This window comes from Streptomyces sp. NBC_01445 (assembly GCF_035918235.1).
Classification (GTDB): domain Bacteria; phylum Actinomycetota; class Actinomycetes; order Streptomycetales; family Streptomycetaceae; genus Streptomyces.
Map to the genome: position 1 here is coordinate 941969 of NZ_CP109486.1, position 13837 is coordinate 955805.

Genomic DNA, 13837 nt, shown 5'->3' on the forward strand with positions numbered 1-13837 from the left:
TCGGCTCAGACGGTCACAGGTGTGGGGAAGGCCTGGTCGGCGAGGTCGCCGAGGTCGGCCGCGGTGAAGAGGGTCTCCAGCGGGAGCTCGCGGCCTCCGTCGGCGGCGATGCGGGCGGCCAGCCGCAGGAGCTGCCTGCTGGTGGCTCCGAGGGCGAACAGGTCCTGTTCGGGGCGGAGTTGGCCGGTGTCGGTCCCGAGCTCGGCGGCGACGATCCGGGACAGGCGGGTGAAGGGGGCGGCGGCTGCGGGTTCGGCGCCGGCTCCGCTCGGGGCAGCGCAGGCCACCGGTGCGGACTCCGCGGCGAGGCCGATTCCCCACACGGAGCCGAGGCGGGCCGAGAGAGTGTCGGCAGCTTCGGGCGCGGGCGAAGGCAGGGGCGCGGCAGCCGGGGCCGGTGCGGCCGCGGCGGTCGGACCGGCTGATCCGGTCGATGCGGCCGATGCGGCGGGTGCGGTCGGTCCGGTCGGTGTGGCCGGTGCGGTCGGTGTGGCCGGTGCGGTCGGTGCGGTCGGTGCGGTCGGAAGCAGGTAGCGCGTACGGGTCAGTGGCGTGGCCGGGAGCGCTGCCTTGGCCGCGGCGATCGGGGGCCAGTCGACCTGCTCCCCCGCCGCCCACGCGGCCAGCGTGTCCGCCTCCCGCCGCGGGCTGTCGGCGCCCGCGACGACGACGCCCTCGCCGCCGCAGCGCATGCGGTGGGCCAGCGCGCGCAGGCCCGCGACAGCCCCTGCGGCGTCCGTGACCAGGCCGCCGCGCGCCGGGCGGTCGGTGCGGCCCTCGCGCAGGGCGCGGGCGACGCGCCCGGCGCCCAGGGACGGGTCCCGCGCCCAGGCGTCGGCGAGGCTGTCGGCGAGCGCGGCGAGGTTCTGCGGCGTGTCGGCGGACAACGGCAGCGCCCAGGTTCCCTGATCGTCGGGGCCCGGCTCCACGGCCGGCGGTTCCTCGACGACGAGGCTGCCGTACGAGCCGCCGCCCGCGAAGCCGTTGACCAGCACGCGGCGGGGCGCACCGGGTGCGGTGCGCCAGCTGTCGGCGCCCTCGGCGGCCAGGGCGACCGATCCTCCGGTGCGGTTGAGCGCCGGGTTCACCGCCGAGGTGAGCAGCGTCGGGTACACGTCGGCGCGACGGAACTGGGTGACGACCTTGCCCAGTTGTGCGAAGACCGAGGCCGCCTCCAGGTGTCCGGTGTGGGGCTTGACCGTGCCGACCGGCACAGGTGCCGTGCCGGCGCCGTCGCCGCCGAACAGCCGCCCCAGCGCGGTGAATTCGAGTGCGTCGGCGAGCGCGGCGCCGGCCGCGGCCGCCTCGACGTACCCGATGTCGGCGGGCCCGATCCCGGCGTCGTCGAGCGCGGCCCGCATGGTGGCCTCCTGCCGCTCCGGGTCCGGGATGCCGAACTGGCGTGTCGTACCGGAGTGCTGGAGCGCACCGCCGCGCAGCACGGCGTGCACCGGGTCCCCGTCGGCAAGTGCGCGGTCCAGCGGCTTGAGCAGGACCGCGCCGACCCCCTCGCCGACCAGCCAGCCACTGGCCCGGTCCGTGAAGGCGCAGGAATCGGCGTCCTGGGCGACGAGGCCCATCTCGGACAGGACGTCGAGGTGGTCGGGGTGGAGCACCAGGTTGGACCCGGCGGCGAGCGCGGCCTCGCAGCGTCCGTCGGCGACGGCCCTGTAGGCCGCCTCGACCGCGGCCAGACCGGATACACAGCCGCTGTCGATCAGCAGGCTGGGTCCGGTGAGGCCGAAGGCGTGCGAGGTGCGGTGGGCAAGACCGCCGCGGGTGGCGTGCGTGCCGTCCTCGGCCCGTTCGTCCGCGCGGGCGGCGACGCCGTACAGGGCGTGGTCCTGCCACATGGATCCGACGTAGACCCCGACCCGGCCGTCGAGGCGGTCCGGGGTGAGCGCGGCGTCCTCGAAGCACCGGCGGGCGACGGACAGCAGGATGCGCTCCTGCGGGTCGATGGCGCTGCCTTCGGCCTCAGGGATGCGGAACTCCTCGGCCTCCACGGCGAGTACGTCGTCGAGGTAGCCGCCGACAGCCGCGCCGGCCCGCCGGGCACGTGAGCGCAGCGGCGCCCAGCGCTGCGCGGGCGCGGGCCCGGTGGCCGTGCCGGAGCGGGCGATGAGGTCGTCGAGTTCGTCGAGGGTGCGGGCTCCGGGCAGTTCGGCGGCGAAGCCGACGACGGCGACGGCCCGCTCGCCCTGCGGCGTGAGCACGGGCGCGGCGGGGGCGAGCGCGGCGCGCCGGCCGCGGGTCTGCTCGGTGAGGGCGCCGCCCCACAGGGACAGCAGCAGCTCCTGGTCGCCGCCGACGCCGAAGTCGCCGCGCACCGCGTCGAAGTCCATCTCCCCGACCGCGCACAGGCCGAGCCCCCGCTCGGGGGCTCCCGTCAGCAGCAGCTGGGCGATGTGCCCGGCCTCGACGGTGGAGAAACGGGTGGCGTTGCGTTCGCCGTAGGCGGGGGCGATGGCGGCCGGGGTGGAGACCAGGAACACGCCGAAGCCGGAGCCGGCGACGAGGGCCCTGTTGTGGTGGACGTGCAGGTCCGTGCCGTACCGGGCGTCGGGAGCAAGGGCGATCAGGGCACGCTCGGCCGGGTGCAGGTAGTACAGGCCGGGTGCCAGGTCCTGTACGGCGCCGGGGGCGACGTACACGTACACCTGGACCGGGTAGAAGCCGCCGCCGGACGGATAGCGGCGCTTGGCGCGGCCGTCGAGCTCGCCCCAGGTGACGCCGGCGAGGAGGCCGAGGAGGTCGTGGGCGGGCAGCGGGCCGGCGGCGAACTCCCGGAAGGAGGAGGCGTCGAACAGGGCGCGCGCCTCGTCGGGGGCGGCCGGCGGGACGGGGACGCGGCGCAGCGACGGGGGCAGCACCCGCTCGGCGACCCGGGCCTCCTTGAAGGCCGCCTTGGCCGCCGGGTCCAGGGCGATACGCACGTCGGGGCCGGTGGCAGAAGCGGTGGGCGCGGACGCGGGCGTCGCGGGCGCGGGCTTCGGGGCGACGCTCTGCGCGATGGACCGTGGGGTGGGGCTCTGGATGAGGACGTCCACGGGGACCTGTGTCCCCGTCACCGCCTCGATCTCCTGGGCGATGCGGATCATCGTGAAGGAGGTCGCTCCCAGGTCGAACAGGTCGGCGTCCAGGTCGACCCGGTCCACGCCGAGTATCCCGGCGGCGCTGCGGGCGACGTCCTCGGCACCGATCGGCGCGGCGGCGCTGTTCGAGGAGGCCGGGGACGCCGGAGGTGTCGCAGGTGCCGCGCCCGTCGCCGGTGACGCGTCCGTCGCCGGTACGGCGGCCGCCGTGAGCGCGTCGAGCGTCGGCTTGCTGATGAGGGCGTCGACCGGCAGCGCGGTTCCGGTGAGCCGTTCGATCTCCTGCGCGATGCGGATCATGGTGAAGGAGGTGGCGCCGAGGTCGAACAGGTCGGCCCCGCCGTCGAGTTCGGCGACCCCGAGCACGTCGGCGACAGCGGCCCTGATGTCCCCGCGCACGTCTGTCCCGGATACCGGCGCGGACGCCGGCTTCGCGCCGAAGAGCTCCGCGGCGGCCGGGCGGTCCAGTTTGCCGTTCGTGGTCAACGGAAGGTCCTCCACGAAGCGGAAGTGGCTCGGTATCAGGTACGCGGGCAGCAGGTCGCCCAGGGCGCGGCGGATCTGCGACACCCGAGGCGCACGGTCCCTCTCGCGGGCCACGCAGACGGCGGCGAGGATCTGTTCGCCGGAGGCCTCGTCCTGGACCGGCAGCACGCGCGCCTCGGCGACCCCGGGCACATCGGCGAGGGCCGCCTCGATCTCCTCGGGCTCGATGCGCAGCCCGCGCAGCTTGAACTGGCCGTCGATCCGTCCGAGATAGCGGATCTCGCCGTCCTCACCGACAAAACCGAGGTCCCCCGTGCGGTAGAGCCGCGGCGACGGGTCGAGGCCGGGGAAGGGCGACGCGACGAATCGCTCGGCGGTCAGCTCGGGCCGCCCGTGGTATCCGAGAGCGACCTGGCGGCCGCCGATGAGGATCTCCCCGGGGGTGCCGGGGGCCACCGGGCGCAGCCGCTCGTCCACCACGTGGATGCGGGTGTGCGCGACGGGGCGTCCGATCGGCACGGTCGGTTCGTCCCAGTCGGGCCGGCAGGCCCAGTGCGTGACGTCGATGGCGGCCTCGGTCGGCCCGTAGAGGTTGTGCAGCTCGGGGCCGCCGGCCGCCTGTCCGCGTGCCGCGAACACCTCGTAGAACTGCCGCATCGTGGCGACCGGGAGTGCCTCGCCGCTGGTGAACACCGTGCGCAGTGCGGTGCACGCGGAGGCTGCGGGGTGGCGCAGGAACATGCCGAGCACGGACGGCACGAAGTGGGTGACGGTCACCTTTTCGTCGCGCAGCAGCCCCGCGAGATAGCCCGGGTCGACATGGCCGCCGGGCCGGGCGACGACGACGGACGCGCCCGCGAGGAGCGGCCAGAAAAACTCCCAGACCGAGACGTCGAATCCGTACGGGGTCTTCTGGGCGACCCGGTCGTCGGGGGTGAGCCGGAAACGGTCCTGCATCCACAACAGCCGGTTGGCGACGCCCTGTTGGGTGTTGCGGCAGCCCTTGGGCCGGCCGGTCGTCCCGGAGGTGTAGATCGTGTAGACGGGGTCGTCGGGGCCCACCGTGACGGCCGGCGCCGTGCTCGGCAGTGCGTGGAGCGCGGCCCGGTCCGCGTCCCGGTCCGGGCAGACGACGACCGCGCCGGCCTCGGTGGGAACGGCGGCGAGGGCCTCGTCGGCCACCACGACCTTGGCGCCGCTGTCCTGAAGGAGGTAGCGCACGCGCTCGGGCGGGTTGGCCGGATCGACGGGGACGTAGACGGCACCCGCGCGCACGATGCCGATCAGCGTGGCCACCAGGCGCTCGGAGCGGTCCATGTGGACGGCGACGTGGTCGCCGGGGCGTACCCCGAGAGCGTGCAGGTGACGGGCCAGCCGGGCGGTGCGGCGGTCGAGTTCGCCGTAGGTGAGGGTGCGCCCGGCGTAGTGGACGGCGTCCCGCTCGGCGTGCCCGGCGAACGCGGCCTCGACGAGCTCGACGAGGGTCACGGGCGTGTGGTCGTCGACGGACCCGGCGCTCCCGTCCTGCTCAGAGTCCTGTTCAGAGCCCGGCTCAGAGCCCGGCTCAGAACCCTGCTCAGAGGCCTGCTCAGAGGCCTGCTCAGAGGCCTGCTCAGAGGCCTGCTCCCCCGCGACGAACTCCCGCACCCGGCGCGCGTACCGCTCGAACATCGCGTCCAGACGGTCCGGCGCGAGGGCGCCGTCGGCCGCGTCCCACTGGCCGGCGAGCTCGTCGCCGACGAGCAGCGGCACATGGTCGAGCGCCACCTGGGCGGTCTGCGACTGGCTGGTGCGCAGCAGCACGCCGTCCGGGTGCAGGGCGGGGTCGATCTCCGGAACGCGGGTGAAGACCACCGGCAGACGCAGCGCGCCGCCCGAGCGGAACACCCGGGTGCGCAACTCGCCCAGACCCGGGACCAGTTCGCCGCGCTCCAGGTCGCCGCGGACCCGGCTCCACAGCTCGCGGGCGCGCTCGGCGAAGCCTTCGGGGAGCGAGTCGTCGACGGTGACCCAGGCGAGCTGGGTGAAGTCGGCGACCATCGCGTCGGCGTGCGCGAGGCCGTGGGGGCGGTCCCAGGAGACGACGGTGACGGTGAACGGGCCCGCGGCCCCGTACTCGGCGCGCAGTTCGTCGGTGTACGCGGTGAGCAGCACGAGGTCGGCCGGGACGCCGATGGCCGCGGCGCGCTCGGTGAGCTCACGCCACGATCCGAGCGGCGCCCTGCGGTGGGCGCGCGGGGCGCCGGGAGCGGGCTCGGGCAGGGCGGGGCCGGACGGCAGGGCGGCGAACTTCTCGCGCCAGGCGGTGCGCGCCCGCTCCCCGGCCTTGGTGCGCCTGCGTTCGGGCAGCGCGCGCAGGTGGGCCGTCGGATCGGCGGGGGTGTCCAGGACGCGGTCGTCGCCGTCGTGCAGGGCGAAGAGCTGGCCGAACAGGAGCGCGAAGCTGCGGGCGTCCGCGAGCAGGGCGTCGAGGACCACGTGCAGCACGACCGTTCCGTCGGGCAGCGCGCTGGCCTCGAGCGTGTACATCGGGCTGCTGCCCAGCGGGAACGTGGTGTCGCGCAGCCGCGCGGCGATGCCGGCGAGCGCGGCCTCGACGTCGGCCGCCGCGGTCAGGTCGTGGCGGGCGATGCGGTACGGGGTGACGGCCGGAGCAACGGTCAGCGTGCCGTCCTCGTGGACGGCGGCCCGCAGCATGGGGTGGTGCGCGGCGAGCCGGTTCCAGGCCCGTTCGAGCGCGTCGACGTCGTGCCGTCGGAGCAGGAACTCCTGGTAGACCCTCGTCTCTGCATCCCCGCCGAGCCCGCCGATCCGCCCGACGAGATAGGCCGACTGGACGTCGGTGAGGGGAATGGGGTCCCCGGCCTCGTCGGTGGAACCGGCACCGTCGTCGCAACCGGGGAGCGCGGCGGGCAGCGCGAAGGCATCCGTCCCCTCCTGCGCGATCCGCTCAAGTGCCGTGCGCAGCGCGGCGAAGGCGTTCTCGGTCCGGGTGCCGTCCACGGCGGTCGGCGCGAAGTCCCACGAGACCAGGAGCGCCCCGTCGCGTTCCTGCACACAGCTCTCCAGGTGGACGCCCGGGGTGAGCGTCGCCGAGGACTCCAGGTCCACCCTGGCTGCCCAGTTGTCCGGATCGTCGGTCAGGGCGGACAGGCTGCCGAGGAGGCTGGTGAAGACCATCGGCACCGCCAGGCCCCGTCGGCCGGGTTCGGTCCGCGCCCGTTCCCGCAGGGCCCGTACACCGCTGACCGCCGCGTGTTCCAGGTCGCTCCACAGCCGGGCGCGCACCAGGTCGAGCCGCTCCCCCGCGGTGCCCGTCGCGGGCGGCGCGACGAAGACGGACGTCGAGATGAACGGGCCGACCAGGCGCGGCACATCGGCGTGCACCCGCTGCCGGTTGTACGTGGTGAGGACGACGGGCAGCGGCGCCTGACCGCCACCGTCGGCGCCCTGCACCGCGGCCGTGCACAGGGCGAGCAGCAGCGCGGTCGGGGTCGCCCTGGCCTCCTTGGCCGCGGCCTTCACCCGCTCCCAGCGATCGGGCTCCAGGCGCAGGGCGAGCCTGCGGTGGCCGGGCCCGTCCGCGGCGCCGCCGCCCAGGGGCAGCGGGCGTTCGAGGTCGATGTCCGCGAGCTGGTCGCGCCAGTACGCCAGGGAGGCCGCTGGCACCTCGGCGCCCGCTCCGGCGGTGCAGTACGCGCGGAAGGTGAGTCCGGGCTCGGTGACCGCACTCCCGTGGGCGTACCGCTCGTACCACTGCTGAAGCAGCAGCGAGACGCTCGGGCCGTCGGCGATCAGCTCGTCCACGGTGAACAGCACCCGGGCCCGGCCGCCCGCCAGGTGCGCGACGCGGATCGCGAAGAGCGGCCAGCGGTGCGGGTCGAACCCGGCCAGCGCCTCCCGGCGCAGCCGCGCCAGTTCGGCGTCCCGCTCGGCGGGTGCAGCGGTGGTCAGGTCGGCCCGGACGAACCGGTGGGCGGTCACCTCTTCGCGCACCGTCTGCCGTGCGTCGGGCAGGACGTGGGCACGCAGCATGTCGGTGGCGGCGACCACGTCGTTCCAGGCGGCCTCCGCACGGTCGGTGTCGAAGGCGTCGGCCTCGAACTCCAGGTGGATCTGGGTTCCGGGGCCGTTGCCGCCCCCGAGCGTGCGGCCCACGTAGAACGACTCCTGGACTTCAGTGAGGGCGAACGGTTCGAACCGGGCGGTGGGGTCGGTCTGCGGCATGGCTGGGTTCTCCGGTTCCCTCTACTGGCTCTGCAGGTCGGACAGGCGGGCGACGAGTTCGTCGACGGTGAACTCGCTGAGCAGCTGGAGCGGCAGCGTCTCGCCGAACCGCTCGGTGATCTCGAAGCGCAGGTTCATCGCGCCGATGGAGTCCACGCCGAGTTCGACGAGGGTCCGTCCCGTGTCGACGGGCCCCTCGGCGCCGGGCCCGGCGGCCAGCTCGCCGACAAACTCGACGATGCGGGCGAGACGGGGGTCCGACGCCGGGCCGGACGCCGGATCGGCCGAGGCTTCTGCCGGAACTTCGGCCAAGGCTTGGAGCGGGGTTTCGGCCGGGGCTTGGATCGGGGTTTCGGCCGGGGTTTCGGCCGGGGTTCCGGCGTCGGCGGTCTCGTCGTCGTCCTCGTCCTCGGCGAGCCAGTAACGGCCCCTGATGAACGCCGATGGCGGTACGGACACGATGCGGCCCGGGCCGGGGTCGAGCGCCGTCCAGTCGACCTCCCAGCCGGTCACCCACAGATCGGCGATCTGCTCAGGACGGTCCGCCCGCCACAGCGCGGCCACCAGGTCGTCGGTCTCCGGGGCCTGGGCACGGGCCGTGCCGGCGGTGCCCGTGCGCAGCGCGCCGGAGGCGGTGCCGTCCGCGGCGAACCGGGCCAGTTCCGCGGCGAGTTGAGCGGCGGAGTCGGCGACGACGGCGAGGCGGTGCTCGTGGACCGCGCGCCCGCTGCGCAGCGTGCGGGCCACGTCCGCGAGCGGGGCGCCGGCGCCGGGCAGCCACTGGGACAGGCGTGCGGCGGTGGCGGCGAGGTGGGCGGGGGTGGGCGCGGACAGGACGACGAGCTCCCGCCCGGCCGGCTGCGGCGCGCTCTCGTCGGCCACCGGGCGTGGCAGATGCTCCTCCACGACGACATGGGCGTTGACGCCGCCCGCGCCGAACGAGCTGACGCCCGCGCGGCGGGGCAGTTCGCGGCCCGAGGCGTCGCGCAGCCGCGGCCAGGGTGCGGCCTCGTACTGAAGGCTGAAGCGCGTGCCGGCGAGGCCGAGGCCGGGGTTGACGGGATCGGCGTGCCAGGTGGGCGCCACCGTGCCGTGGCGCAGCTGGAGCAGCACCTTGGTGAGAGCGGCGATACCCGCGGCGGACTCCCCGTGGCCGATGGCGGACTTGACCGAGCCGAGGGAGCAGGGCACCGCGGCCGCGTCGCCCCGGCCGTACGACTCCTGTAGACCGGCGAGTTCGACAGGGTCGCCGAGTTCGGTGCCGGTGCCGTGGGCCTCGATCACGTTCACGGTGGCCGGGTCCACGCCGGAGCGGCGCAGAGCCTCGCGCAGCACCCGGGCCTGGGCCCACGGGCTGGGCGCGGTGAAGCCGTTGGTGCGGCCGCCATGGGCAACGGCGGTGCCGCGGATCACGGCGTGCACGGTGTCGCCGTCGGCGAGGGCGCGCGCCAGCGGTTTGACCACGACGGCCCCGGCGCCCTCGCCGGGCCCGAACCCGGCGCCCCCCGCGCCGAAGCTGCGGCACAGGCCGTCCTCGGCGAGGAATCCGGACTGCCGCAGCATGCGGAACCGGGAAGGGTGCAGATAGAGGTTGACCCCGCCGACGAGCGCGGCGGCGCACTCGCCGCGCCGCAGCGCCTCCACGGCCAGGTGCAGGGCGACCAGCGAGGACGAACAGGCGGTGTCGACCGGCTGGCTGGGACCCCGCAGGTCGAGGAGGTACGAAAGCCGGTTCGGCAGCGACCAGAAGTGGCCGGAGGGCATGTCCCGGTGGCCTGCCGCCCAGCGCTCGGCGCCGAGCAGCGGGTAGTCGGCGGAGGTGATGCCCGCGAAGACACCGACGCTGCGGGGCTCGCCGTCGGGCGCGGTGAGGGCGTCGAGGCGGGCCCCGGCGAGTCCGGCGTCCTCCAGCGCCTCCCAGGCGACTTCGAGGAAGAGCCGCTCCTGTGGGTCGGTGAAGGCGGCTTCCCGCGCCGACAGACCGAAGAAAGCGGGGTCGAAGGAGTCCACCCGGTCGAGGAAGTGCCCCTTGGCCCGTACGCCGCCGGCACTGCGCCAGCGGTCGGTGGGCAGGTCGCCGACGGTGTCCTTGCCGACGAGCAGGTTCTCCCAGAACGCCTCGGGGTCGTCCGCCCCGGGGTAGCGCCCGGCGAGCCCGACGATGGCCACGGCGTCATCGGGGCCGGATGCCGGGCCGAGTGCGGGGCCGACTGCGGGGCCGTCGTGGGGGGTGCCCGTCACCGCGGCAGCGGCCCGTACGGGCGGCTCGGCGACGGACGGTCCGGACGGCTCGACGGTCACGGCGGCCGGTGCCCGCTGCGGGGTCAGGCGCGCGAGGTGGCCCGCCAGTTCGGTCAGATCGCGCAGGCCGAAGAGCATCTCCGGGCCGACCGGGGCCACTTGGGCACTCAGCTTCGACGCCAGCGTGCGGATCATCACCGAGTCGAGGCCGAGCGCCTCCAGGGAGGTGCGCGGGCCGATCGCCGACGGGTCGTGGCCGAGGGTGTCGGCGACCGTGCGGCAGACCAGTTCCACCAGGCCGTCGGGCGTGACGTGGGGTGAGGTCGTGTCCACGGCGCCGGCCGGGGCCGGGGCCGCGCTCTCCAGGCCCGGCAGCAGGTGCAATTCGGCGAGGTGGCGGTGCCAGGCGTCCGCCCGGCCGTGGAAGAGCGACACGACCTGCGGACCGCCCGGGCCGAGCAGCCGCTCCAGGGCTCGCAGTCCCCGCTCGGCGGGGAGCGGGACCATGCCGACGTGCTCCTCGACCACCTCGCGCACCGGCTCGGGGATGGTCATCCCCGGCACGTCCCACAGCGGCCACTGCACCGACACGGTGCGACCGTGCCGCTCCCCCGCGGCGGTGAGACCCGCGCGGCGCTCGGCCAGGGCGTCCAGCGCGCCGTTGGCGTAGGCGTAGTCGGCCTGGCCGATGTTGCCGCTGACCGCCGCGACCGAGGAGAACAGGGCGAAGACGTCGAGCGGCAGTCCTGCCGTCGCCTCGTCGAGTGCGGCGGCACCGGCGGTCTTGGGGGCGAGCACCGCGGCCACGTCGGCGGGAGTCTTGCGCAGCAGGTACGCGTCGCGGACCACGCCCGCGGCGTGGAAGACACCGTGCAGGGCGCCCTCGTGGGCGAGGATGCCGGCGACCAGTTCCGCGGCCCCCTCCGGGGCGGTGACGTCGGCGCGTACGTAGCGGATGCCTCCGGCCCCGTCCGCCGGAGGACGCGCGGCCGGATCCAGCTCGGCCCAGGGGGTGCGCCCGCACACCACGACCCGGGTGCCGGGACGCGCGGCGAGCCGGCGCGCCAGCGCACGTCCGATGCCGCCCATGCCGCCGGTGACCAGGTACACGCCGTCGGGGCGTGGCACGAAGCCCTCTTCGGGCAGGGCGGCGGGGCGCAGCACACGGCGTACGCGGCGGGCGCCGCGCACGTCGGCGAGGTGTCCCGACTCGGCCTGGGGCACGGCCAGTTCGGCCCGGACGGACGGTGCGGCCGCGGCCCCGTCGTCGGCGACGAGCAGGGCACGTCCGTCCAGGCGCGGGTTCTCCTGGCGCAGCGTCTGTACGAGGGCGCGCGCGGCGTCGGCCCGCAGGGCGTCGGCGGTGACGGCGAGCACGGTCAGCCGCTGTGTGCGGAAGGCGGAGAGCACCGTGCGCAGGGCGGCGAACGCCGCCGCGTCGGCGTCCGGGTCCGGGCCGATGCGCACCACGAGCGTGACGGCGTCGGGCTCCGTGGCCCGCACCGTGTCGATCTCGTCGAGGCCGGTGCCGCCCAGCGCGGCGGCGAGGTCGCCCCGGGTGTCGTGCACGAGCAGCGGCCCCTGGGCGGGGCGCGGGGCGTCGGCGGGAAGGGGGGCGTCCTGCCAACCGGGCGCGTACAGGACGAGGTCGTCGAGGGTGTCGTGAGTGTCGAAGGCGTCGGGGACGGCGTGGGGGTCGGGGACGGCGCTCGCGGCGGGCCGCGCGCTCACGTAGTGGCGGTCGCGTGCGAAGGCGTATCCGGGGACGGAGATGCGGCGGTAGCGGCCGGGCGGGCACAGCCGGGTGAAGTCGACGTCGTGGCCCTCGGCGTAGAGCCGGGCCAGTTCGCGCAGGTGCCCCCGGTTCCCGGGCTCGTCCGCCGCCCGGTCGAGGACGCGGCGCAGGAGCGCGGCGCGGGCGCGGCGGGCCTCGCGGTCGGCGGTCCGCGCGCTTGCGGCAGGCGCGGCAGGCCCTTCGACGCGTCGTTCGTCGTTCCCGCCCACCGCCAGCCGGTCGAGCGAGTCGAGGAGTTGCTCCCGGTCGTCGACGAGCAGCGCGGCCCTGTGCGGGTGGTGGTCACGGGCGCACGACAGGGTGTGCGCGAGGTCGGCGAGTGCGGCGTCGGCCCCGCCGGGCGAGCGCAGCCAGCGGGCGAGTTCGGCGGCACGGTCGGCGAGCGCGCCGGGGCGGCGGCCGGACACCGGCACGAGCACGGGCAGGTCGGTCGCGACGGCGGTGACGGGTCCTGCGGGCGGGGGCTGCTCGACGACGACGTAGGCGTTGGTGCCGCTGAAGCCGAACGAGCTGACGGAGGCGCGGCGCGGCCGTCCCCCGGTGCCGGGCAGGGTGAGCCGCTCCGTGGCGACGGTGAACGGGCCGTCCTCGAAGGGGATGCCGGGGTTGAGCGTCGCGGCCGAGCAGTGCAGCGAGGGGGGCACCTGCCCGGTGCGTACGACACCCATGGCCTTGATCAGCCCGGCGAGCCCGGCCGCGGCCGAGGTGTGGCCGACGTTGCCCTTGACCGAGCCGATCGGCACGCTGCCCGGCGGCCGGCCCGCGGGCCCGAACACCTGGTTGAGCGCGGTGATTTCGATGGGGTCGCCCAGCGGGGTGCCGGTGCCGTGGCACTCGACGTAGTCGACACCGTGCGGGTCCAGGCCGAACCGGTCGAGCGTGCCGGCGATGAGCCGGGCCTGCGAGGCGGCACTGGGCGCCGTGATCCCGTTCGTCCTGCCGTCCTGGTTGAGGCCTCCGGCGCGGATCACCCCGTGCACGGGGTCTCCGTCGGCGACCGCCCTGGACAGGGGTTTGAGCACGACGACGGCGCAGCCCTCGCCGGGGACGATGCCGTCGGCGGACGCGTCGAAGGGACGGCAGCGCCCGCTGGGCGAGAGCATCCCCGCCCGGCTCATGAAGACGTGCGGCAGTTCGGTGAGGTAGAGGGTGACGCCGCCGACGAGCATCATGTCGGCCTCGCCGAGCCACAGCGACTGGCAGGCCTGGTGGAGGGCGACGAGGGAGGACGAGCACGCCGTGTCGACGGTGACGGCCGGACCCTTGAGATCGAGGTGGTAGGCGATGCGGGCGGCGAGCAGCGAGTTGGAGTTGCCCTGCATGACCTGCGCGAGCCGGGTGTGCTCGCTCTCCCGCTCGATGAGGTCCTGGTAGTCGTTCATCATGACGCCGGCGTGCACGCCGACACGGGCTCCCGCGAGCGCTCCGGTGCGCTGCCCGGCGTGTTCCAGCGCGCGCCATGCCTCCTGGAGGAAGAGCCGGGCCTGCGGGTCGGTGAGCTCGGCCTCGCGCGGGGTCATCCGGAAGAAGTCGGCGTCGAACCGGTCGGCACCGTCCACGAAGGCGCCCCATTTGGAGACCGATTTGCCCTCGGCCGCGGGGTCGGCGTCGTAGTGGTCCGCGATGCGCCACCGCTCGGCGGGCACCTCGGTGACGAGGTCGTCCCCGTCCAGGATCCGCTGCCAGAAGGTGTCGGCGTCATCGGCGCCGGGGAACCGGGCGCTGTAGCCGATGACGGCGATGGGCTCGGGCACGCCCGCGGGCGCGGGCGCCGGCGCGGCCGGGGTGGCCTGGCCGGCCGCCGCCCGCAGCAGAGCGGCCGCGGTGGCGCCGTCCACCCCGGCGGCCGGTGCGGGCACCGGTGCGGGGGTGGCCTCGGCCCGCAGCAGCGCAGCGGCGGACGCGGCGTCCAGCGCACCGGTCTTGACTCGGGTCAGGATCTCTTTCGCGTCCATGCCGTCCATGCCGTCCATCGGTTCCTTCGGTTCCTGGT

The 13837-nt window shown here is 75.4% G+C and carries 2 protein-coding genes; both read right to left on the bottom strand.

Going from position 1 to position 13837, the window contains the following annotated elements; all coding sequences use genetic code 11:
- Window positions 1–5 precede the first annotated feature (5 nt).
- A complete protein-coding gene (locus OG574_RS52295) occupies window positions 6–7808 on the bottom strand; it encodes a non-ribosomal peptide synthetase (protein ID WP_326779394.1) in 7803 nt (2600 codons plus the stop codon).
- A 21-nt stretch (window positions 7809–7829) separates the two neighbouring features.
- Complete coding sequence (locus tag OG574_RS52300; RefSeq protein ID WP_326779395.1) at window positions 7830–13817, bottom strand: SDR family NAD(P)-dependent oxidoreductase; 5988 nt, start codon at window positions 13815–13817, stop codon at window positions 7830–7832.
- Between the last annotated feature and the right edge of the window lie 20 nt (window positions 13818–13837).

Bases quoted from the DNA above. Each gene is read 5' to 3' on its own strand.
- OG574_RS52295 (WP_326779394.1), bottom strand. From the start codon at position 7,808: ATGCCGCAGACCGACCCCACCGCCCGGTTCGAACCGTTCGCCCTCACT.
- OG574_RS52300 (WP_326779395.1), bottom strand. From the start codon at position 13,817: ATGGACGGCATGGACGGCATGGACGCGAAAGAGATCCTGACCCGAGTC.